Annotated in this window: 19 protein-coding genes; 6 read left to right on the plus strand and 13 right to left on the minus strand. The window is 55.3% G+C overall.

The features are described 5' to 3' along the window. Positions 1-122: 122 nt before the first annotated feature. The 4 genes from ACI1P1_RS05980 to ACI1P1_RS05995 all read right to left on the minus strand — a co-directional run bounded on the left by ACI1P1_RS05980 (position 123) and on the right by ACI1P1_RS05995 (position 5261). Complete coding sequence (locus tag ACI1P1_RS05980) at positions 123-2447, minus strand: ABC transporter permease family protein (protein ID WP_416215462.1); 2325 nt, start codon at positions 2445-2447, stop codon at positions 123-125. Further along, positions 2416-3102 (minus strand): ABC transporter ATP-binding protein, encoded by a 687-nt coding sequence (locus ACI1P1_RS05985; protein ID WP_416215463.1) that lies wholly within the window; start codon positions 3100-3102, stop codon positions 2416-2418. The genes ACI1P1_RS05980 and ACI1P1_RS05985 overlap by 32 nt, the downstream gene beginning before the upstream one ends. Before the next feature lie 91 nt (positions 3103-3193). Next, positions 3194-4558 (minus strand): HAMP domain-containing sensor histidine kinase, encoded by a 1365-nt coding sequence (locus ACI1P1_RS05990; protein WP_416215464.1) that lies wholly within the window; start codon positions 4556-4558, stop codon positions 3194-3196. A gap of 4 nt (positions 4559-4562) precedes the next feature. Continuing rightward, positions 4563-5261, minus strand: a complete 699-nt coding sequence (locus ACI1P1_RS05995; RefSeq protein WP_416215465.1) for a response regulator transcription factor — start codon at positions 5259-5261, stop codon at positions 4563-4565. A 175-nt stretch (positions 5262-5436) separates the two neighbouring features. On the opposite strand from ACI1P1_RS05995, the gene ACI1P1_RS06000 reads away from it, so the two are divergent. Then, positions 5437-6750 (plus strand): deoxyguanosinetriphosphate triphosphohydrolase family protein, encoded by a 1314-nt coding sequence (locus ACI1P1_RS06000; protein ID WP_416215594.1) that lies wholly within the window; start codon positions 5437-5439, stop codon positions 6748-6750. 86 nt (positions 6751-6836) lie between these two features. On the opposite strand, the gene ACI1P1_RS06005 is transcribed toward ACI1P1_RS06000, so the two are convergent. Then, positions 6837-8489, minus strand: a complete 1653-nt coding sequence (locus ACI1P1_RS06005; RefSeq protein WP_416215466.1) for a hypothetical protein — start codon at positions 8487-8489, stop codon at positions 6837-6839. 486 nt (positions 8490-8975) lie between these two features. Further along, on the minus strand, positions 8976-9680 hold the full coding sequence (locus ACI1P1_RS06010; RefSeq protein WP_416215467.1) for an RNA polymerase sigma factor: 705 nt from the start codon (positions 9678-9680) through the stop codon (positions 8976-8978). Positions 9681-9869: 189 nt separating this feature from the next. On the opposite strand from ACI1P1_RS06010, the gene clpP reads away from it, so the two are divergent. Further along, positions 9870-10457 carry an ATP-dependent Clp endopeptidase proteolytic subunit ClpP gene (gene clpP, locus ACI1P1_RS06015; protein WP_416215468.1) on the plus strand — a complete coding sequence of 196 codons (588 nt, stop codon included), beginning with the start codon at positions 9870-9872 and terminating at the stop codon, positions 10455-10457. A 17-nt stretch (positions 10458-10474) separates the two neighbouring features. On the opposite strand, the gene ACI1P1_RS06020 is transcribed toward clpP, so the two are convergent. Then, positions 10475-11470: an MBL fold metallo-hydrolase gene (locus ACI1P1_RS06020; RefSeq protein ID WP_416215469.1), complete on the minus strand. Its 996-nt coding sequence runs from the start codon at positions 11468-11470 to the stop codon at positions 10475-10477. Beyond that, a complete protein-coding gene (locus tag ACI1P1_RS06025) occupies positions 11467-12207 on the minus strand; it encodes a class I SAM-dependent methyltransferase (protein ID WP_416215470.1) in 741 nt (246 codons plus the stop codon). The genes ACI1P1_RS06020 and ACI1P1_RS06025 overlap by 4 nt, the downstream gene beginning before the upstream one ends. Before the next feature lie 342 nt (positions 12208-12549). Here ACI1P1_RS06025 and ACI1P1_RS06030 point away from each other — a divergent pair, with 342 nt between their 5' ends. Both ACI1P1_RS06030 and ACI1P1_RS06035 read left to right on the plus strand, forming a co-directional pair. Continuing rightward, positions 12550-13287 (plus strand): ABC transporter ATP-binding protein, encoded by a 738-nt coding sequence (locus ACI1P1_RS06030; protein ID WP_416215471.1) that lies wholly within the window; start codon positions 12550-12552, stop codon positions 13285-13287. Between the two features lie 3 nt (positions 13288-13290). Next, positions 13291-13956 (plus strand): ABC-2 transporter permease, encoded by a 666-nt coding sequence (locus ACI1P1_RS06035; protein ID WP_416215472.1) that lies wholly within the window; start codon positions 13291-13293, stop codon positions 13954-13956. Between the two features lie 277 nt (positions 13957-14233). On the opposite strand, the gene ACI1P1_RS06040 is transcribed toward ACI1P1_RS06035, so the two are convergent. Further along, on the minus strand, positions 14234-16204 hold the full coding sequence (locus ACI1P1_RS06040; RefSeq protein WP_416215473.1) for a glycoside hydrolase family 127 protein: 1971 nt from the start codon (positions 16202-16204) through the stop codon (positions 14234-14236). Between the two features lie 150 nt (positions 16205-16354). On the opposite strand from ACI1P1_RS06040, the gene ACI1P1_RS06045 reads away from it, so the two are divergent. Further along, positions 16355-17179, plus strand: coding sequence for a helix-turn-helix transcriptional regulator (locus ACI1P1_RS06045; protein ID WP_416215474.1), 825 nt, complete (start codon positions 16355-16357; stop codon positions 17177-17179). 683 nt (positions 17180-17862) lie between these two features. Here the strand turns inward: ACI1P1_RS06045 and ACI1P1_RS06050 are convergent. Continuing rightward, positions 17863-18762 carry a helix-turn-helix domain-containing protein gene (locus ACI1P1_RS06050; RefSeq protein WP_416215475.1) on the minus strand — a complete coding sequence of 300 codons (900 nt, stop codon included), beginning with the start codon at positions 18760-18762 and terminating at the stop codon, positions 17863-17865. Between the two features lie 152 nt (positions 18763-18914). Beyond that, the gene (locus ACI1P1_RS06055) at positions 18915-19964 is read right to left on the minus strand and encodes a phosphotransferase (RefSeq protein WP_416215476.1); all 1050 of its coding nucleotides are present in this window, start codon (positions 19962-19964) and stop codon (positions 18915-18917) included. 203 nt (positions 19965-20167) lie between these two features. Between ACI1P1_RS06055 and mgrA the strand changes: the two genes are divergently transcribed. After that, complete coding sequence (mgrA, locus tag ACI1P1_RS06060; RefSeq protein ID WP_416215477.1) at positions 20168-21154, plus strand: L-glyceraldehyde 3-phosphate reductase; 987 nt, start codon at positions 20168-20170, stop codon at positions 21152-21154. A gap of 93 nt (positions 21155-21247) precedes the next feature. Here the strand turns inward: mgrA and yunB are convergent, their stop codons facing one another. Next, positions 21248-22003 (minus strand): sporulation protein YunB, encoded by a 756-nt coding sequence (yunB, locus tag ACI1P1_RS06065; protein ID WP_416215478.1) that lies wholly within the window; start codon positions 22001-22003, stop codon positions 21248-21250. 126 nt (positions 22004-22129) lie between these two features. Further along, positions 22130-23005, minus strand: coding sequence for an AraC family transcriptional regulator (locus ACI1P1_RS06070; protein ID WP_416215479.1), 876 nt, complete (start codon positions 23003-23005; stop codon positions 22130-22132). Positions 23006-23037 lie beyond the last annotated feature (32 nt).

The following is a 23037-nucleotide window of genomic DNA, read 5'->3' on the forward strand; positions in this document are numbered from 1 at the left end:
AATCGGTTACTATCCAGTATACAAATTGGACAGGCAGAAAGCAATAAGGGACCTCCAAGAAAAAACAGCCTCCGCTACCGGAGACTGCTTCAGTTACATCTTTATGCCCCATCATCCTTTGCTCAAACCATCCCGCCAAGCTCCCGGAAGTCCTGCTGTTGCGGCCAAAGCCGTGCAGGAAGCAGGAAGATAAGAGCAGTTAGCAAAACCGCGCTGCCCACCGGGAGCAGCACCGTACCGGCCGACAGGCTGATGCCGATATGCATCAGGAGAGATAAACCTAGCTTCACCAGCCCAACGTATAAGCCCAAGGAAAGCAGCAGGCTGAAGAGAAGGGAAATAACCGCCTTTACAGCCGTATGCCGGAGAAGGAAGCCGCTTCCCAGCCCCATGGCGCGAATGACCAGACCTTCCCGGTAATCCTGGAGAATTCCCATACAGACGAGATTCAGATTAAACAGGATGGAGGAAAAAATGCAGACGGCGCAGAGCCATTTGAACACGGCCAGAAAGTCACTGATCATCTTCGCCAGATATTCCCCCTGAAGGCCCACATGCAGGGTGATGATGCTGCTCACCCCCTCCTTGAACCGGCTGGAGTCCGCTTTAATCAGGAACGAAACCCGCTCGCTCCCCTCCTGGGCCACCGCCGGCTTCAGAATATCCCACTGGTTGATGCCCCCCGCTTCGTATACTCCCTTAATTGGAAGCTCCACCGGCTCCCCGCCAATTTCCGTCCTCAGGAGGCTGCCCACGCCGATGCCCAGCTTATCCCGGAAGCTGGAGGAAATCAGCACCCCGTCGGCCGGACCTTCAAACACATCCTCCCCCTCCAGCAGCTTGTAGCGGACCTGATACTCCTCCGGCTTCAGCCCGCTTACCTGAACGGGGCGGCGGACACCCTCCCGGTCTGTCACGAATCCGGAGCGCACATACAGCTTGGTATAACCGGCCACGTCCGGCGTCTCCTTCAGCGCCTGCTCCAACCCGGCCGGATCACCGGTGGCAGCCAAGTAATTATAGGAAAGTTTCGCCTCTGTCCCTTGATTGAAGCTGTCCCGGATGGTTTGGTCCAGTGTAAACCCGATCAAGAGAAACAGGATGGTCAAGCCCAGACTGAATACCGTTACGGCAAAGGAATGCCGGTTGGCACGCAGGCTCCGTGAGCTGTAAAGCATCAAGCGGCTCCGGTACGGCCATGCGGATATGACCCGGATACCCAGTAGGGCAATGCCGAAGAAAAGCCCGGTGAACAGAAGAATCAGCATACTGCTGAGAAGCGCCGAGGACCGGCCCACATAAACGGCATAGACAATCAGTGTAACCAGTCCAAAGCCTACGGACAGCCAGGTGATTTTGCGCCGGGATTTTTTCCAGGAAACAGCATCCCCGCGGACCACAGTCAACGGATGAATGGCGTCCATCGCCATGGTGGCAATAAAGATGAACACTACATAAATAAATATAAATAATAGTGCACCCGAACCCACCATGCGCAGCGCCCCAAAGCCGCCTGAGCTATCCGGCACTCCGTTAAACTTCAGCAGATGCCTGGCGATGGGGATACTGAGGAGAGCCCCAAGAAGCACAGCAGGCACCAGCAGTAAACCAAGCTCCGCCCGCAAGGCGGTCCGCAGGGCCTTCACCGGTGTACCCAGCATCCGGATGACAGCCGTATCCCGCTGCCGTTGCATTATAATCATGAAGATACTGCTCAGAACCGACAGCAGCGTCATGATATAGCTAAGAGTATGGAGAATGGTCAGGGCAGCCGTATTGGTATTCAGCTTGGCCTGGATTTCCGCCAAACGGTCGTCCACCGTGGAATATTTGAAGCCGGGTTCGATTTGCGCCAGCTGCTCCTTGAGCTTCCCGCTGTCCCCGCCGTCAAGCAGAAAGAGAGTGACAAATGGAGTCCGGCCCATATTGTGAAAGCCGGCCGTTTTGCCGTAGCCCAGCATTTCCGATTGCCCGTCCACACCGTACGCCGCCTGCTCTACCCCCACTACCCGGTAAACGCGTCCGCCCACTGTCACTGAGCCGCCTTCCTTCACATGCAGCTCATCCGCCAAAGCTTTATACAGGAGGATTCCGTCCTCCGACAGATCGTAATCCCCGGCCACAATATCGCCGTAAGCCTGGATAGCGCCGTTCTGGAAAGGGACGGAGTATACTCCTGCGGTTTTGACGGTTATCCCTTCCCCCCGGAGCTTCTCTACCGCCTCCCGGAAGGCGCGGGATTCATACTCCGCCTCCACCTTTAACCCCGCCCCGTTGAGCTCCGCCGCCTGCCCGTTTAAGGCAAGCTCGGTCCGGGCCATAATCTGCGGAATCGCCAAGGCAATGCTGACCGCAATCACCACCGACAGCATGACGAAGCCGTACAGCAGCCTCTGGCTCCGGAGCATTCTCAGATTATACAGTCTGAAGAGCTTGATCCACTCCAAGGACCTCACCCCCGTTCAGCACAATCCTGCGTTCACCCATGTCGCCGATCTCTCTGTCATGAGTCACGATCACCAGCCCGCAGCCGGTTTCTCTCCGGGTGAGCAGCAGCAGCCCCAGCACCAAACGGCTGTTTTCCCGATCCAAAGCTCCCGTCGGCTCATCGCACAAAAGCACCTGGGGATGGTTCACCAGAGCCCGGACAATGGCTACACGTTGGGCCTCCCCGCCGGACAACGACTTGACATTGCTGTTGGCCTTGTCTGCCATCCCCACCTTTTCCAGCAGCTCCATGGCAGCCTTGCGGCCGGATCTGCCTTTATGCCGGGCGTCCATGGCCAGAAGCAGATTTTCCAGCGGGTTCAGGCAGCCGATCAGATTGGGATTCTGGAAGATCAGTCCGATCTTGTCCCGGCGCAGAGCCGACAGCTCCTTTTCCTTGCGGAAATCCACCTGCCTGCCATCCACATAGACACTGCCTGAAGTGGGCTCCGCCAGCAATGCGGCGATGTTCAACAGGGTAGACTTGCCGCATCCGGAAGGACCCATTATGGTCATCCATTCCTTCTCCCGGATGGTCAGATCCACCCCATTGAGAATGGAATGCTCCTTTTCTCCGTCCTTATATGATTTGTGTACATTCGTTAGCCTGATCACGGCAACGCTCCCCTTTCCGCCAAAAGACCGGTTTGACCCCATCTTAGCAGAGCGCGCCTTACCTCCCCCTTAGCCCAACCTTACACCAGCCTTACATTTGCGGAAGCTCGATGATAATTCCGAAGGTATGATGGTCTGTGTTCAAGCGTACAGTGCCACCGTGGGCGGAGATTATTTTCTTGACGATGGCCAGTCCCAGGCCGGAGCCGTCGGGATTCAGGGAACCGGCCTCCACATCCCGGACGAAGGGCTCCAGCATAAGGTCACCGCCTCCCGCCGAGACGATGGCACTGTCGTTGACCACCGCCAGCCGGATCACACCCTTTCCCTTCTCCAGCCGCACCCGGAGCAAGGACCCCTCCCGGTGATATGCGATGGAATTGTACAGAAGATTGGACAATACCCGGCGCATAGCTTTTTTGTCAAAAGGAAACGGAATTTCCTCCTCGGCAATATCGAATTCCGGCACCAGCCCCGCCGCCTCCAGCTCCGGCAGCATCCGGATCATCTCCGTGCGGATAAACTCGGCGTAATCATCCCTTGTCCGCTCCAACTGGAACGCAGGGCTGTCCATCCGGGACAGCTCGAACAGGTCCATAATCAGCTCATTGGCCCGCAGGCTGTTTTCATAGATAATCTTCAAGTAGCCGTCCTGCTCGGGTCCGGCGGGGACCTGTTGTTTAAGCAGCAGCTCGGCATATCCGGACATGCTGGTCAGCGGGTTCTTCAGATCGTGGGAGATATCCAGCACCAGGCTCTTCCGGTTCCGTTCGCTTTGTTCAATCATGTCCATCTGCTTCTCCATTTGCTCGGCCATGTGGTTAAAGCTCAGCTCCAGCTCGCTGAATTCCTGGTTATTGCCCACAGGCACCCGGGCGCTGTAATCCCCGTCCCGCACCCGCTTCACCCCTTGGGAAAGCACGCGCAGAGGCCGGATAAAGCGGATAGCCGTAATTTTGGAAAAAATGAAGGTGACCGCCAGTGTCATTCCCAAGGAAATCAGGGTAAACAGAAGCACACCCTGAACGTTGAGAATAATCCGGATGTTGCTGAAGAACGCCACCTTATTCTTCATGGAGACGATCAGCCAAAACTGCTCCTTCTCATTATAGGCAAAATGAATCACATGACGGCTGGTTACACTTTCCATCATCTGGTTGACAAATTCATCCGGCTGGAGCTGACTGGTTCCCAAGGGATTCAGCCCTTCAGACCGGAGCAGATTAAATTGGCTGTCCAGCACCTGGACACCGCCGCCCTTCTCCACAATGGGGCCGGCGGAGATCGCGGTGTAATCATCCTGCATCAGCTGCTCGGCGAGATTGCTGCTATACATTTCGTTGCGGGAATCCAGCCTGGTCAGGCCAATCATCACCAGCACGCTGAGCAGGGGAAAAATAAACAGAACCAGCATGTAATTTTTGAGCAGCTGATAGGAAATCCGCTGTTTCTTCATCCCGCTACTCCTCCCGGCGGAACATATAACCCAGGCCCCGCTGCAGGACAATATATTCCGGGCTTTTGGCATTGGGCTCAATCTTGTTGCGCAGGCGGCTCACCGTGACCATCAGGGTATTGTCGTCATAGCAGTATTCATCCTCCCAGACCTGCTCGTACAGCTGCCTTTTGGTAAAAATCCGGTTGGGATGCCGCATCAGGAACGCCAGCATTTTGTATTCCTTGGCCAGCAAGGGGATGTGGGTGTCTGCGATATACAGCTTGCATTCCCTCAGGTCCAGCCTGAGGCTGCGGTACTCCAGAATTTCCTCCGGCACCGGTGTTTCCTCCGTAGAATCATACACATGCCTGCGACGCAGCTGAGCCTCCACCCGGGCCACCAGCTCCGCCTGGCTGAAGGGCTTCACGAGATAATCGTCCGCCCCGAGACCCAAACCCAGCACCTTGTCCATTTCCTCGTTCCGCGCCGTCAGGAATATCACCGGAATATGGCTGGTTTTACGGATTTCGCGCAGCAGATTAAAGCCGTCCAGCCGCGGCATCATCACATCGAGAACGGCCAGATTCAGCTCAAACCGCCCCAGCAGCTCCAACGCCTCCAAACCATCCTTTGCCTCAAAAATACGGTGCCCCTTCTCCTCCAGATGGAGCCGGATGAGCCTCCGGATATCCGTTTCATCTTCCGCAACCAATATATTCATCTGTTCGCCTGCTTTTACAGTTGATTTTTACAGCTTTTTTTACCAACTCCACTAGTATAGCAGATTCCAACAAGTCCGCTGCGGATGGAAAAGAGACAAAATCCGGCGAATCAGGTACACTATTCACTATAATGAAAAGACCTGCAATTTAAGGACCTGCAAGGAGGACCCGATGATGGAATTACGCACCCTGCGCATTATGGGCGATAAAGATAAATCAAGCGATGACCGCGATGAATATGAACGTGACTACAGCCGTCTTATCGGCTCCCCCGCCTTCCGCCGGCTGCAAGGCAAATCCCAGGTGTTCGGCGCGGGCACCGGGGATTATTACCGGACCCGGCTGACCCACTCCCTGGAGGTGTCCCAGATCTCCCGGGAGCTGGCCGGACGGCTGAACCGGAAGTACCCCACCCTGGCCGCCGAAACCCATCCCGGTCTGGTGCTGGACAAGGCGGTGGTGGAAATTGCCTCCTTGGCCCACGATCTGGGACACCCTCCTTTTGGCCACAAAGGGGAGGAAGTGCTCAACGACATCCTGGAGAACCGCTACGGCATGAAGTATGAGGGCAACGCCCAGAATTACCGGATTCTGATGTTTCTGGAGAAACGGGCAGGCAGCGACCGGGGACTGGATTTGACCGCCGCGACCCTTTTGGCCATTAACAAATATCCCTTCTCTCTGGAGGAAGAAGGCCGGCTGAAGGGTGTTTACGGTGCCGAATGGGCGGAGATCTCCAAGCTGCGTGACCTGTGGGGTCTGCCCAAGGGCTGCCTCACCCTGGAGGCGCAGCTGATGGACCTGTGCGATGACATCGCCTATTCCACCCATGACATTGAGGACGGTATCCGCGCAGGCAAAATTCAGATGCATGAGGCCTTTTTCACCAACCCGCGGCTCATCGCCAATCTGGTTCAGGAGATCCGCCGGGAGGAAGGGAACGGCCGGTTCTACTGGAGCGGCGTGGACGTGGAGGGCACCGTACGCCGGGTGCTGGAGCAGTATTGGGAGCAATGGAGCCGGATTTTTGCCGAGTGCAATAACGAAACCTCCCGGTCCAGGCGGGAGCTGAAGGCCCAGTGGGTAGGGCTGTATGCCGGATCGGTGGGTATCGTGGACGACGGGGCCAAGGGCTGGAAGCGGATCGCCTTCGTCAGGGATGGCCAGGAGGACCTGGAGCTTCTGCGGACCATGGAGGTGCTGAAGAAGCTGGCCTGGGTCACCATGATCACGGACTTCCGGGTGCAGCGCATCCAGAAGCGCAGTGAGAATATTCTGGAGAAGCTGTGGGAGGCCTTCGACGATCCGTTACGGGCGCCCCTGATTCTCCCGCCGGACTGGAATGCCCGGTATGAGAAGAACCAGGACAAATGGCCGTGGCCCCGCTTTATCGCGGATTATATCGCCGGTATGACGGACGCTTATGCGGAGAAGGTGTTCCAGGAGCTGTACGGCAACCGCAGCGGCTCTATTTATGAACGGGACTAATCCACAAAAAAAGACTTTCCGGAGGCAGCTGAAGCGGCTGCTTGTGCGGAAAGTCTTTTTCTCTGTAGGAGAGGGGATACGCCGGCTTACATAAACGGCGCCACCAGCTCCATCAGGTCTTGATTGGTAAACAGCATCCGGTAGAAGCCGCCCATAATGTCATTCTGGAGCTGCATCATGTCCTCATCCGTCATGGTGCTCAGCTCACGGCTGTTGGCAGCGGTAAATTCCGGCCAGGAGGGGTTGGATAATTGCTCCATTTCCTGCGCAATAGCCAGCTTGAGATTGATCTTCCCGGCAGGCCCGGCTGCGGGTTTGGAATCCACCGTAATATCCACCTTGCTGTCCGTTCCGGTTTTTTTGCCGTCCTCTGCTCCGGTTTTGGTGGTGTCCATGCTGATGTTGATCGCATATTGGTCTCCCTCCAGCTTGGGGTCAACCTTAACGGTTTGCTTCACATTCAGCTTGCCGGCAGATTCCTCCACGGCTTCCCGGTGGTAGCCTGCTTTACCGGCGGATTCCTCCTCGCCGTCGGACACCAGCTTCCACTCCAGCTCGTGGTCCGCTTTTTTGCCGTCATAGGTATAGGTGTCTGTCAGGGTGAGCAGGTTTTCCTTGCCGCCGTTATCCTGGCCGGTAGGTTTGACGGTGACTTGGAAGCTTCCCTTGCCTGCTTCTTTGGCAGCCCATTGGCTAGATGCATAAGAAAGCTCGGCGCCTTCCTTGGATTCGGCTTCGGTGCCGGCAAAAGCGGTTTTGATCTTCCGGTCGACAATGTTGCCGTCCTTGTCGGTCACCACCTTCATTTCGAAGCCGCCGGTGAAATCCACCTTATCGAGGTTTTCCTTCAGCCTGGTGAAGGTTTTCTTCAGTTCGTCCTTACTAAGCGGCACAGGTGCCCCGGTGGCTGCGGCAGCCGGAAGACGGGTGGATGCACTGGCATTCTGTACAATAAAGTCCAGCAGCTTGTCGTCATTTTCCGCTTTCGTCAGAAGAAGCTCCAGCATAGTTTTCATATCGCTGTCCGTAAGGGTCAGCGTATATTCCTTCAGCTTTTGCTTCTCCCCGTAGGGATTGGTGTACTCGATTTTTTGGGAGGTCACCTGGCTGTCCTTGATATTTTCATAAATAAGCTTGAAATAATCCTTGGCGTAGACCTTCAGGTCGCCTTCCTGCCCGCGAGCGGTTTTGTAATAATCAAATAAGTTCAAGGTATCCGGCCCCGTATAAGCGGGATTCATCTTCTTCATGAATTCGCCTGCCTTGTCATTCTGCAGGGTCACATAGGTCGGCAGCAGCTGGGGCACCTTGAGTGCGGTAAGCTTAGGCCCGGTATAAGCCTCCACGCCAAGCAGCTCCTTCTGGTTGTAATCCCAGCCTAGCTTCATCTGGTATTGCTTATTGGGTTCGTCCATGGTTTGCTCGAACCGCAGCGCGCTTTTATCCAACAGGTCCAAGATGGGCTGCACCTGCTGCTCCGTCTCCGCATCCATGCCGTCCACCTTCACCTTGCCGCTTACTTGCAGCTTTTGATGGAAAGGGACGCCAGTTTTCATATGCGTATAAAGCAGATCCGTTTTGAGGACCTGGTCCATTTGCCGCTTGGTCACATCCAACTGCTGCGCCTCGGCCTTGAAGTAGGCGTTCCTCGGGTTTTCCTCTACCAACTGCTGGTACGCGTATGCTGTGCCCCCTGCGCAAACCGCCAGCACTGCCGCACCAATGATAATCTTTTTCATTCCTCCACCTCCAAAAATTAGCATTTCCCAGTATAACGGATTACCTTGGGAAAACAAGGGAACAAAGTCCCTATAACCGGAATAAGAACCGTTCTGTGGGAGGGGCAGGGAGCTGGCAGAGGCCCCGGGATCTCCAGATGGGCCGATTAAACTCGTTTTTTCATATACGATTGGCCTGGGGACCTCCAGTTGGGCGAATTAAGCTCGATTTTTCATATTGGATTGGCCTCGGGACCCCTACTTCAGCGATTTTAACTCGATTTTTCATATACGCCCCCCGCTCGCTCTCCACTCCCCGGTTCCTTATCTTCCAATTCCTCTACTCCTCCTCGGTTCTCTCCCTCGCACTCCCTACTCCTTTCACATTAAACCGGAACCATCTTGATCAACCATTGCCCCGGTCCATTCACAACTGCCATTGCCCTGGATAATCCGCGGCAACGCAAAAAAGCCTCCTTCTCAGGAGGCTTACGGCTGGACGCCGGCTTATGCGGCGCAGCGTATGGACGAACGGAACGGGCTGTGCCGTCCGGACAGCCGGTCCAGACGCAAACGGGTGCTTCCGCTGACGGAAGCGGGCGCCTTGGTTTGGCGGTGCGCCTCCTCTTGGAGCAGCTGCAATAGCGCCGCCACATTGCCGGAGCGGTAAGCGGCGGACAGCAGCTCCAGACGCGCGCGCGTTTGCGGGTCCTGCTGCTCCGGCACAGCCAGGGTCAGCTCCCGGCGCACTGTGTCCATCATCTGCCGGGCCCGGTGCAAAGCGGATTTGACGGCCCCCTCCGACATCCCCAGCAGCTCCGCCGTCTCCCGGATGGAATGATCCAGCACATCCGCCAGCAGCCAGACGCTTTGTTGTTTGCCGGTCAGGGCTTTCAGCACCGCCGCGAACATCTCCTCCAAGGTCCAGGGGAGCTCTCCCTCCTTAGCAGCCGGGTCAAAAGCTCCGCTCTGCAGAAGGCGGGTGAAGCGCTGCTGTCTGCGGCAATGGTCGATCCAGGTGGTTTTGGCAATCCGCAAGAGCAGCGCCTCCGGGTTAGGGTGGCTTGCTCCGGCTGCAGACGCCGCAGCCTTGACCCAAACATCCTGGGCCAGATCCTGTGCATCCCACGGCGAGCTGGTAAGACTCTTGCTGTAGCGCAGCAGGACGGCATACAGCTCCCGGGCGGCGGTAGTGTCAGTGTTCGTTTCCATGAGACACATCCCTTCTGTGGGCGGGGCAAAGCCCCTGTTTGCTATGCAAACGAATGACGGAAGCCAAAGGATACGCGTTCAAAAAATATTTTTTGGCGCGAATCCTTCCTTAGGTTTGGTTCGGTTACCTGTCAAACGAGGCCACAAATAGCCCCGTATGCACCCACATTCACAAAGGAGGACACCACCATGCAAAGCAGCTTCATTCCCTACGTCATCGAGCAAACCGCACGGGGCGAACGTTCCTATGATATTTACTCGCGCCTCTTGAAGGACCGGATTATTTTTGTCGGCTCCGAAATTGAAGACCAGATGGCCAACAGCATTGTCGCCCAGCTTCTGTTTTTGGATGCGGAGGATCCGGAAAAGGACATCCACATGTACATCAACAGCCCCGGAGGCTCAACCACGGCGGGTTTCGCCATCTATGACACCATGCAGTTCGTAAAACCCAAGGTGAGCACCATCTGCACGGGGATGGCTGCGTCCTTCGCCGCCCTGCTGCTTCTCGCCGGGGCCAAAGGCAAACGTTATGCCCTTCCCAACAGCGAAATCATGATCCACCAGCCTCACGGCGGCACCCAGGGCCAGGCCAGCGATATTGCCATCCGGGCTAAGCGGATTTTGGATATCCGCGACAAGTCCACCCGGATTACCGCGGAACGGACCGGCCAAACCTACGAGAAGGTAGCCAAGGATATGGACCGGGATTATTTTATGACTGCTGAGGAAGCATTGGAATACGGCATCATCGACGAAGTGGTAAAAAGGCTGTAAGGAACAGCGCTCTCCGGCTACTCCATTTTTGCGCGGAAAAATACCACGGTACCCTCCTGCTCCTCCCGCCTGATCCGCCCCCGGCGTTCAAGGTGGATCAGATGGGCCAGGGTTTCGGACATGGCAAACCGGAACTGATGCACCGTCAGACGGCTCCCGAAGAGGCCGGTGCAGCATTCGTAGGCGGTACAAGGTCCGGGGCCAATGCGCTCCTCCATTTGGCTCAGGCGTTTGTCGTGGTGGACGATCAGTTCGCCGCAGCGTTTGGCGAAACCCTGAAAGCTGTCCCGGTGTCCCGGATAAGCCCGATCAACGGCATATTCGGCCAACAGGCGCAGTCCGTCCAGGAAGGAGGCCAGCGGGTCCTCCTCCACTCCGGGCATATACCCGATGTTGGGGGAAATCCGAGGCAGCACCGCATCGCCGCAGAACATCTCCCCTGTATCCTTGCGGTAAAAGGACATATGACCAGCCGCATGTCCGCCGGTTTCCACCGCCTCCCAGAGGCTTTCTCCCAGCTGCAGCAGGTCGCTATTGCGGATGGGGGCCGTCTCCGGCCGCGGCGAAACCAGCTCCACAAAGCCGGCCATATGCGGCAGCATGGCATCCGCCATCGCCGCATCCATGCCGTGCTGCCGGAACAGCGTCCAGAGGCGGCGGGCCGCTTCATCGCCATTGCCCCATAGATCGTCCGCCTGGCGGCGTCCCCATTCCGAAAGGAACACGGGGGCGCCGCTTTTGTGCTGGAAAAACCCGGCCAAGCCGTAATGGTCCGGGTGATGGTGGGTCAGGACGATCCGCTCCAGCTGCCGGAAGCCGATTCCGGTGGTGCGGAACACCTCCTCCCACAGCTCCAGCGCCTCCGGCGAATGAATCCCCGGGTCCATAACCGTCCAACCGCCATCCCCCTGGATCAGGTAGGCATTCACATACTGCAGCGGATAAGGAACCGGCACCCTCACCTGGAGAATGCCGGGGTTATCCTGAGGGACAATTCCGTAAACGCTGCTCATGCTTCTTCCCGCTTGCTTCCGGTCATAATCAGCCTTAGGGAGGTTTCCGGATCATAGGGTGTTCCGTCATAATGGCCATATGCCGCTTCGATGGTTAGTCCTGTTCCTAGGGCCATCCGCCTGAAATCCTCCAGACCAAACAGCCGCACCTGTTCCAAATACTTCCGGTCGGGCTGTCCCGGCTCGCTCAAGGTGATGCGCTTACGTACGAAGCCGTCCTCCACCGCCCGCTTCTCATCGATAAGGATACCGTTATCCCGGCGCTCCGAATGGGGCACCAGATTATTTTCAACATAACGTGCATTCAGGAAGTCGATGATGAACTTCCCTCCGGGCGCCAGCACCCGGCCGATTTCGCCCAGCACCCGGGCATTCTCCTGCTCCTCCTCAAAATATCCAAAGGAGGTAAACAGATTCACCACAGCGTCAAAAGGCCCATCCACGGGAAGCTTCCGCATGTCGCCCTCCACCCAGGTGATCCGCCCGCTATCATCCAGCTTGTGCGCCTCCGCCAGCAGCACCTTGGACAGATCAAGGCCCGTAACCTGGTAACCCTCATCCGCCAGCGCCACCGAATGCCGGCCCATGCCGCAGCACAGATCCAGAATGCGAGACCCGGCTGGCAGCTTCAGCCAATCGATCATCCGTTTGACCTCCGCCTGGGCGCCGTGCAAATCCCGATGTTTATATACCAGGAGGTAATCCTCCCCGAAGCTTTCCTCATACCATGCCGCCACTGCTCGTTCCCCCTACATTGACTGGATAATGAATCCTGAACATTCACATACTTCTATCCAGTATACCACGGGGAGGCAAAAACAGGTTAATGGGTGGGAGCGACTTGCTGGCACTTCTGCCACCATCCCAAACCTGATTGTATTGCACTGTATGACTCTTCATATTACGCACCTAATCTGCATTCCCTACAAATTTATCCACCTATTTACAATTCAACGCACTAGACGTATCCTAATTTTAGGAATTAAGAATAGTAGATTGGAAGCTCCTAATATAAAATAAAGTGTAGTGAGTAAGACCAGTGTCGTAACATGGTAGGTTATGACGAGGAGAGAATAAAAATGGAGATAATTTTGGAAGTAAAAGATTTGTGCAAGCGTTACCCTACTTTTTCTTTAAATAATTTAAGCTTCAAGCTTCTTGAAAATACAATAACAGGCTTTATTGGAGTCAATGGATCTGGAAAAACAACAACGATTAAGACAATCCTTGGGCTAACACCTAAGGATACAGGTGATATAAAGATTTTCGGAAAGGAACTTGCCGAGAATGAAAAAGAAATCAAAAACAGAATTGGCTTTGTTTTTGATGAAGGGTATTTTTATGATCATTTAACTATAAAAGAGATGAAAAGCGTAATAGCTCCAGCATATTCAAATTGGTCTGAGATGGATTTTAAAGGCTATTTGGATAGATTTCATTTAGATCCAAAGCAAAAAATTTCTACACTATCAAAAGGTATGCGTGTAAAATATGCCCTTTGCATAGCACTATCACATCAGGCAGATCTATTAATTCTAGACGAACCTTCCAGCGGACTGGATCCGCTAGTACGCAGTGAAATTCATAAGCTGCTATTGGAGTTTGTGTCTCAAAAAGGAAAAAGCGTATTTTTTTCCACGCACATCATATCAGATATAGAGAATACAGCAGATGCAATCCTATTCATTAATAAAGGGTGTATTATTCTGGACTGTAATAAAAATGAATTGCTCGCGATTCATAAATTAGGTGATCCACGGGTTTCATCCCCAACCTTAGAAGAAATAGTTCTAGCCTACTTAAAGGAAGGAAACTAGACTATGGTAAATTCTTTGTATTATCTCGTAAAGAAAGAGTTTTTATTAGTTAAAGCTTATCTTTTGGCAATTATTTTATTAACTGCTGCCATTCCTTTATTTGTAAATGCACAATTGGATCCTATTATCGGTAAAAGCTCTGGTTTTCTGGCCTACTGCTTAGAAGCAATATTTGTACAGTTCTTACTATCTAGTTCTGCTTCGCTCATGGAGTCAAAATACCCTAAAGCTCAAGCATTACTTTCTACAACTCCTTACACCAGAAAATTATTGGTTGTGGCAAAATACTCGTTTTTCTTGATCATATTCGTATACTCAACTTTAATGTTTATGCTTTTCTCCACCATATCCCCCAAATATTTTGGAGAGTTTGATGCTCTCGTGATTGGTCCAGTTTTTTTATTTCTGTGTTTATTTATTGGTATTGTCGTACCTCTGGAATATAAGGTTGGGTATGAAAAGACAAAATTTATATACAGCTTTGCATTAGTCATTATTCCATTTATCATTTCACGATTTTCCAAATTATCTGATCTATTAAGCATAAAAAGATACATTGAGAACATACCTGATGGTTTGCAATTCACTCTTCCCATTCTATCAGGTTGTTTTATTGCATTCATATCAATCTGTATATCAATTGCCATCTATTCAAAAAAAGAACTTTAAAGTTTTGCTCTGTTACGGAAGAGAACCATGGAGTGTACTAGGCCGTGTTTGCAAACACGTTATCCAGGCAACTCATGCGAACTAGGGCCTACCTTCATTCTCGCTTGAGGGCATATTTTATCGTCTTTTCGTTCAGGGCTATTGTTACTTTCGCTTGACGTACCCCCGGTACACCTTCACAAAAGTTCCATGCCTGGAACGAAAATCCGGCAAAAATTGCTCCCCTCGGAGTTTGAAGACAGACCCTAATTTCCTTTACGTTATTATTTTTCGCTACCTACTCCCGCAGCCACACCGCCATCTCGCCCTCGCCCCGGTTGCCCCACAGGTAGTAGGGAATCGCCTTGAATTTCACGGGCACACCCTTCTTCTCCGAAGCGCTGTACAGCCCGCCGCTCCAACCGGATTCCTCCTCCAGCACCGCCGGTCCTTCGATGACCACTGCACCGCCCAGCAGCGCCGCGTCGAACCGTGCCTCCATCGGCGCATCCTTGCGGATGACCAGCGAGGACAAAGGACCGCCGCCGTTGTCCACCTCCTCCACCGCATACACCAGCGGCCCCCGCTGGATGGCGACCCGCCCGGCGTTAGCCCGGAGCTGCGGGTGGGAACGGACCAATTGCGGCAGCATGGGCAGATCGAGTTCCACCCGGTCACCGGGGCTCCAAACCCGTTCCACATATGCATAGCCGTCCCGCACACAGGCTCCCACGTCCACCGTCTCCCCGTTCACTGTCACCTGCGGTGCGCTGCACCAAGCGGGCAGCCGCAAGGCCAAGGTGAAGTTGTCTGCCGACACCGGTGTTACCTCGAGGCTGACCTTGCCCTGCCATGGCAAGGAACTGGCCATTCGCAGCTGAGCCGTCATTCCACCGTCCAGCTCCACCTCTGCCTCGCCGCCCATGTACAGATGGACAAACAACGTCTTTTCTTTTACCGTAAACAAATACTCCCCAAGGGAAGACAGCAGCCGGGCCACATTGGGCGGACAACAGGCGCAGGAGAACCATCCCGGCCGCACGGGTTTGACATGATGCTTGCCCGGATTGCCGCGGCTGGCCTTGGGCCACACCTCCAGCGGATTCACATAGAAGAAATGCCTGCCGTCCCGAGCCATTCCGGCAATCACAGTATTGTACAGCGCCCGCTCCAGCACATCCGCATATTCCGACCGAGCCTCCAGCCGCAGCATCCGCGACGCAAAAAAGATCAGTCCGATGGACGCACAGGTTTCGGCGTAGACCGTATCGTTGGGCAGATCATAATCGAAGGTGAAGGCTTCGCCATGATGGGTGGAGCCGATGCCTCCGGTAATGTACATCTGCTTATGGACGATGTTGTCCCACAGCCGTCTGCAGGCGCCAAAAAGCGATTCATCCCCGGTATAAGCCGCCAAATCCGCCATCGCCGTATACATGTATACCGCCCGTACCGCGTGACCCACCGCCGTTTCCTGCTCCCGGACAGGCTGATGGGCCTGATGGTAGCTCAAATTCGGGGGATTCTTCGAGGGAACGGGAGACCAATGGCCAAGACCGCCTCTTTTTTTCCACTCCTCCGTCAAAAAAGAAGGCTCCGCTCCCCGCTGGTCAATAAAATATTGAGCCAGCTTCAGGTATTTCTCCACACCTGTGGCCTGATAAAGCTTCACCAGCGCCAGCTCGATCTCCTGGTGCCCGTCATAGCCGGGAAGCTGTCCCTCTCCGGTACCGAATACCTCCGCAATATGATCGGCAAAACGGCACATCGCGTCCAGCAGCTTGCGTTTGCCAGTGGCCCGGTAATAGGCGGCAGCCGCCTCCATCATGTGCCCAGCGCAGTATAGCTCATGGCAATCCGTCAGATTGGTCCAGCGTTTGCCCGGCTCCTTCACCGTGAAGAAGGTGTTCAAATACCCGTCCGGCTGCTGCGCCCGGACAACCAGGTCGATCACCTCATCGGCCCTTTTCTCCAGCCCCGGATCAGGGTGCACCGCCAGAGAATACCCTACCGCCTCCAGCCATTTGGCCACATCGCTATCCTGAAAAACAAAGCCGTAAAACTCCCCCTGCTCCTCACCCGCCGCAATCCGGAAGTTGCGGATGGCATGGCTGGGCTCCACTCCCGGTACCCGGTCATGGAGCGTCTCGTACTGGTAAGGGATGACGACCTCCCTGACCAGCTTTACATAATCCGACCAAAACTCGTCGGTGATCTTCACATGTTCCAATTGAACCGGCTTACCCGTTGTTTGAATACCTGCTTTCATTCTTGCACAGCCTCCCCTTTGACCTAAAATGACCTTCATATAGTGATTTTTCCTCGACTTTCTTCATTTTAAGGGGTAAAATGACAGGCAGCTATAGCGAGATTCCCTGAGTTTTTTATACAATTTCACACAACGAAGGAGACATTCTTCATGGCTTCCCCCACCGAAATCCTGAGCCTGCCCTCCACTCCGCTGCCTTTTTATTTGGAGAGCGGCATTTCCCTCTATAACCCCGGGGATCATCATCCCAACCGCCGCAGCTTGGGCATGTATGACCTGATTGTGGTTACGGAAGGTGCGCTGTTAATGGGGGAGGAGGACCGAGAATGGACGGTGGAGCCCGGTCAGATGCTGCTGCTGCATCCGCAGCGCTACCATTATTCCAGAGGACCGTGCCAGACGGAAACCCGGTTTCACTGGCTGCACTTCGGCACAACCCGCCTCTCCTCCGACCTGCTTCGGCAGCCCTATGAAATCCATCTCCCCCAATATTGGAACCTGCCTTCCCCTGCAGGAATCGTTCAGCTGTTGGAAGGTCTGCTGAAGCTTTCCGCCGCTCCCCGGTCCGGGGCTTTTTGGCAGGAGCAGACACTGTTTCTGGAACTGTTGAAGCAGTTGGACGAATCCCGCTTCCAGCGGGAGGGCTCCCAGGCGCTGGTTGTAGCCGAGGCTACAGAGGCCTTCATCCGTGCCCGCTACCAGGAGCCGCTCACCAATGGGCGGCTGGAGGAGGAGCTGCACTATCACCACAACTATCTGGCGCGCTGTCTGAAGGAAATTCGGGGAATCACGCCGATGGAATATGTGATGCAATACCGTCTGGAGCAGGCCAGGCTGCTGCTGCTCAAAACCGACTGGTCCATGGCCCGCATTGCGGAGGAGGTAGGCTTCGTCTACGCCTCCTACTTCTCCCGCTGCTTCACCGCCCGCAATGGCATCACCCCGCTACAGTACCGCAAGCAATACTCGCAATAGCCTAGGCGGCCAGCTGCGAGGAGTTTAGTTGACGGAGAGGTGACGTTTAGCCAGTGTGGATGGAGTGCCGAAACACCGCAATATGGACGAATTCACTCAAAATGGACGTTTTTTTAAATATGGATGGATTTCCGCATGGATGGAACGCCACAAGGTTCACAACCACTGGAACCCTCCAGCCCAACGGACTGACGATCCGTTATTTGGGCGTTTTGCTCGTTTTGGTTGGTGTCACGGACAGAGGGGACGCTATTCTCCGTTTGGGGCTTCCCAACCCCCACTTTTCGTGCAAATAAGGGATCTGCGGTCCGTTCAAAAGGAAAAACGCCGGTTTTGCCTCCAATAGCGGATCCATGGTCCGTTAGGGACCCACCGCGCCTTATCCGGCGGCATAGGTTAGGCGAGATGGGGAATGAGACGGCATAGGTTTGGCGGGATGGGCATAGGTGGGATGGGAGGAGGCGGCGGGATGGATTAGCCGGCATGGGCAAACGCTCCCCGCAACAAAAAAAACCGTCAGGAAGACATTCCCCTGACGGTTGAGGCCGTTTAAACACTATTCGTCTTCTCGCTGGAAACCTTGGAAAATCTGCTGTGGGTGCTGCTTGTCCGACAGAGAAACCCATTCGCTTCCCTCGGCCACCTCACCGGCTATTCCAACACTACCCCCGCAACTTTTCCGCTCACTTCACCTGCTCTTCGCTCACTTCACCTGCTCCTTCGCTCACTTCAACTGCTCCTTCGGCCTCTTCCCCAGTTCCTCCGGTTCTGGCAGCTTCTACGGTTTTCCTGTTCCGGCCAGGCGTTTCCCCGCCCGGCCCGGTGTATGAGACAGTCCCCAGAGTTGTGATGTTGCCGCCCACATTAGCGCATTCTACATGGCCCATGGCGCTGACGCTGCCGCCCACTTCGGCGCAGGTTATATTGCGCCCGGCCCCCGCATCACCGCTTACGTTGCCGCACCTAACATCCTGGCCGGCGGTCACACTGCCGTCCACATCCGAGCACTGCACATCGCGCCCTGCTCCAGCATCCCCCTGTACGTCGAAGCACAATACATCCCGCCCGGCGTTAGCACCTCCGCCCACTTCGCCGCACCGGATATCCTGGCCCGCATGAACATTGCCCTCCACATTGCCGCACTCTACGGATACCCGGCTTTCCACATTCAGCGCCGCCCCTTCATAACGGAACACCATCTTAGGCGCCTCCGCATCATCGGACTGAAGCAGCGTCCTCCCTTTATACAGCACCACCCGGAGGTTACCGTCGTCCTGCCAAGGCAGCTCCTGCAGGCTTATCTCTATTGCAGCAGTTGCAGACTCCACCGCCTGAAGCGACCGCTCCTTCTCCGCCGGTTCCGGCTTCTCCAGACCAAACAAGCGGTCCACCGATACCTGAAAAATCTCCGCCAAACGGGGCAGCAGCTGGATATCCGGACTGGACTGGAAATTCTCCCACTTGCTCACCGCCTGAAAGGTCAACCCTAACTGTTCGGCCAAAGCCTCCTGAGTCAATCCAGACTGCTTGCGGAGGCTGCAAATATTTAACGCCAAATTCTGAAGATGGCCCGTCTCACCCACATGGACTCCTCCTTCCAAAAGATACAGCCATTATAGCCTGCACGACCGGGGCGGTGTAATAACCTGTCCGTTGAGAATAATGAACTGTACTCAACCAACAGTTGAATGCCCTTATTTTCTTATCTGCGCCTCTCTACCGCTCACTCCGCCACTCACTGTCCCTCCAGCAAAACCAGCAGCCGCTCTCCATGTTTCTCCACCTGTCCCAACCGGGCAGCGGTATCGGGAATTTGCCGCAGCAGCATGGAGGCGTCGTCCACTCCATCCCGGTACCGGCCGAGAAAATGCAGGAACACATCCAGGCTGCGCAGCTGCATCAGCTCCGGAATCACCCGGCATTCCGCCGCCGAAAGCGGGCGCACCTCGATAAAGCCCCGCCAGAATGCCTCCAGGCTAACCCATGCCCGAGCTTCCGCCTGCTCATCCGCACCGGCCTCCGGCAGCAGCCCCCACAGACAAACAGACGGCTCCATGGCCTTCAGGTCCCGGGTAACAAACTCAAAATCCAGCAGCGCAGCGATCTCTCCTGACGGGGTCACCAGCGCATTGGAGGCATTCAAATCCCCATGAATCAGCTGGTGCGGCAAAAGGGCCAGCTTGTCCAATACGGGGATTACCTTCTCCAATTGTCGTCCCAGCACATCAAGCGCTTCCATACAGCCTGCAAACTCATCCGAAGGCTCCCAGCAAAACCGGAGCACCTCATACAGCGGGCAGGAGGGGTGAGCCGCTGCCAAGGCGTAATAAGGCGGGTACGCAGGCAGATCCAGCCCGGCCTCCTGCTGCTCCACCTGCTCCAGCGCTCCGGATAATTGACCTGCCGCCCTGCCGAAGGCCTCAGCTTGTGCAGGCAGGCCAAAGTCCGGCGCCGCCCCGTCCAGATACCGGAACATGGCGGCCAGCTTACCGTTCTCCAACCGTATAAGCCCCACTCCGGCCGCTCCCATCTCAGGCTGAGGAATCCCAAACGGCAGCCCTGGCATAAGCCTCCTCAATGCTATCAGGAGCTGGTGCTCGAAGGCTGCCTTTTCCCATTCCTCATGGGTATTATATAACCGAAGCATATAGGCCTGGCCTGCATAGGCCAGATGTCTGGTCGTATTGTTGGTTCCTCCGCCGCAAACCTCGAGACGGTAATCCGCCGAACCGCAGAAACGCAGCGCCGCCTCATTCGCCAACGTATCCTCGTTAGAATGTTCCACTATTATTTCCTCCTTACATAAAGGTAAGCAAGGCAACCTTTTTTCAGTCCTTTTCCTGTCCTTCCCTTTTGTTTATAATAGCCTCGTACCCTATTACTCTGCAATCCATGAGTATGAATCAACAACAGATGCCTACGAAGCCGGTTTTTCGGATTGGCCACAACAGTGGCAACCCAACTCAAACCTTTTAGGAGGATACTTGCATGCGCTATCAAGCGGCAACAGAACGGTACGGCTCGATGAAATACAACCGGTGCGGACGCTCCGGCCTGAAGCTGCCCGCCATTTCCCTGGGGCTGTGGCATAACTTCGGCGGTACGGACACCTTTGAGAACGGACGGGCGATGATCCGCAGGGCCTTTGACCTGGGCATCACCCATTTTGACCTGGCCAACAATTACGGGCCGCCTCCCGGCTCGGCGGAGCTGATGTTCGGACAGCTGCTGAAGACGGACCTCGCCCCTTACCGGGATGAACTGATCATCTCCACCAAAGCCGGCTACCACATGTGGGAGGGTCCTTACGGCGACTGGGGCTCCCGCAAATATCTCCTGTCCAGTCTGGACCAAAGCTTGAAGCGGATGGGCCTGGACTACGTGGATATTTTCTATTCCCACCGTCCCGATCCCGAGACTCCTATTGAAGAAACCATGATGGCGCTGGACCATGCGGTCCGTTCCGGCAAGGCGCTGTATGTGGGCATCTCCAACTATACTGCGGAGCAAACCGCCGTAGCCGCCAAGGTGCTGAAGGAGCTGGGCACGCCGCTGTTGATCCACCAGCCCAAATATTCCATGCTGAACCGCTGGATTGAAAACGGTCTCCAGGATGTCCTGGAGGAGAATGGCGTAGGCAGCATCGCCTTCTGCCCCCTGGCACAAGGATTGCTTACCAACAAATATGTGGCCGGGATTCCGACCGATTCCAGAGCGGCCCGCAACGGCTTCCTGAAGGAGCGCGACATTACCGAGGAAACCATCACCAAGGTGAACAAGCTGATCCAGGTGGCGGCAGCCCGGGGACAATCCCTGGCCCAAATGGCCTTGGTCTGGGCGCTCCGCGGCGGCAGACTGACCTCCGCTCTTATCGGCGCCAGCCGCGTCAGCCAGATTGAGGAGAATGTGGCTGCCCTGGCCAATTCTGATTTTACCCAAGAGGAGCTTGACCTGATCGAGGAAATACTGAAATAAAAGCGGATCTTCCACCGCAAGCGACAAAAACACCGCCTTAGCCGCAAGGGAAACCTTCCCCCGGTAAAGACGGTGTTTTTTCTCTGCAAGCTGTTATTTCTCCTTGCTGTTCATGGGCAAACTGGAACCCGACTGCTCCTTTAGCTGGGGCAGGGACACGCTGGGCGGCAGAGCTGACGATCCGCCCACAGGATTGCCCTTGTTGTCCATATAATACATGGGTGTTCCGCCCACCACCAGCACGTAAGTCACCGGAATTTCCGTTTCCACCACCTCGGGTTTGGAGTCGAAAGGAATAATGACGGATACCTCGGCGATAATGCGGATGTACACCTCCACCAGAATCATGTTGATGCCGGCATTTTCGTAGCGGGTGTTCAGCGATACCTGGGCGCTGCCCATGGGAACCAGCCGCACCGGCACCTTCGGGCCGAAGGAGGCCAACAGCGCGCTGCCCATAGCCTGCCCCAATGGGATATGCTCCGGCATGGACTTCAACTGCAGCAATTGGTTCTGGACGGTGGACACCGTATCGGCGGTAATCCGCATATGCTCCGCATAATTCAGCACGAAGCTGGAAACATTGCCATTGTTATCCCGCTGCCATTCGATCAGCTTGTCGTAGTTGGCCCCCTGGGACAGGCGGTCGGTAATGGCGCTGTTGATGGCCTGGGTGGCAATCTGCTTTACCCGCACCTTGGCCAGGTTCATCAGCGGCGGCTTCAGGTTTTTCTCCACAAAAATAAAGGACTGCAGCGCAAACGCCATCGTGATCAGAAGAAGGAGAAAAACCACCCGCCTCCGCCGTTTTCTCCTGGGGGGACGGCCGTAAAATCCGCGTTTTTGCATAGGCTTGCCTCCTGCGGCTTGATCCGTTGGAAGATCTGTCGGAACGGCCAACCCGTCCTGTGGGGGACGGCCGGTACACATTCTCGTATAAGCCTATGCGCGGGAAACGGAAAATATTGCCCTGTGTTATTCCTCTCTCTGCCCTTCTCCCGGATGGCCGGTACGGTAAATAGAGGGGGAGAGCCCCCGAATTTTCTTGAAGCTTTTGCTGAAATGGAACTCGTCATAAAAGCCGCAGGCCGCAGCAATCCGCTTCAGAGGCTCATCCGTATGCTCCAGAAGCCGCAGGGCATGCTCATAACGAACCTTGTCCAGATATTCCTTGGGGCCAGCACCCAGCTCCTCCAGAAAACGCCGCCTTAGCTGACGCAGGCTGATGCCGCAATCCTCCGCCACTTGTGAGAGCCGGATATCCGCATAATAGTGGGTATCCAGATAACGTTTGGCCGCCTCCCAAGGCGGCGGTCCGCCCGTGGCACCGTTTCCTGCTCCAAGGATAGTGCGCTCCTGCCCTCCACGGCCTGCCCGGTGTCCGGAGAGGGACCGGATCAGTCTCATAAGCAGGTTATTCGCCGCCGCTTCACGGCCGTCGTCGCCCGGAGCCCAGGCTGTCCGCAAGGCCTTGATTCGGGCCTCACAATCCTCTTGGCCGGGACCGCGCAGGTTTTGGACCTCCGCTGTTTCCAGTGCAGCCAGCTCCTTTGCCTCCCATACGCCATTCCGGTGGGTGACCGCCGCTGCCTGGAACAGGATCATGGTCATGTGCAGCGGATTAGCCGTATCCGAGGTCATCCACAGCTCACGCCCCGGACGCAGATACAGGAGGCTGCCTGGACCCACAGCTATCTCCGGCCCGTCCAGCGTAAACCTGCCTGTTCCTTCGTGCACCCAATAGATGCTGTGGAGATGGACACTCCGCCGTGTATCCTGCCAGCCCGGCAGCGGGGGTTTGTCATAAATCAGCTCGATTTTGAGCATCAGCTCGGAAAAACGGATGGCCATCCTGTCATCTCCTGTTCGGTGTGCCTGTTTTG

Source organism: Paenibacillus mesotrionivorans, assembly GCF_046098205.1.
GTDB classification, from domain to species: Bacteria; Bacillota; Bacilli; order Paenibacillales; family NBRC-103111; genus Paenibacillus_AR; species Paenibacillus_AR mesotrionivorans.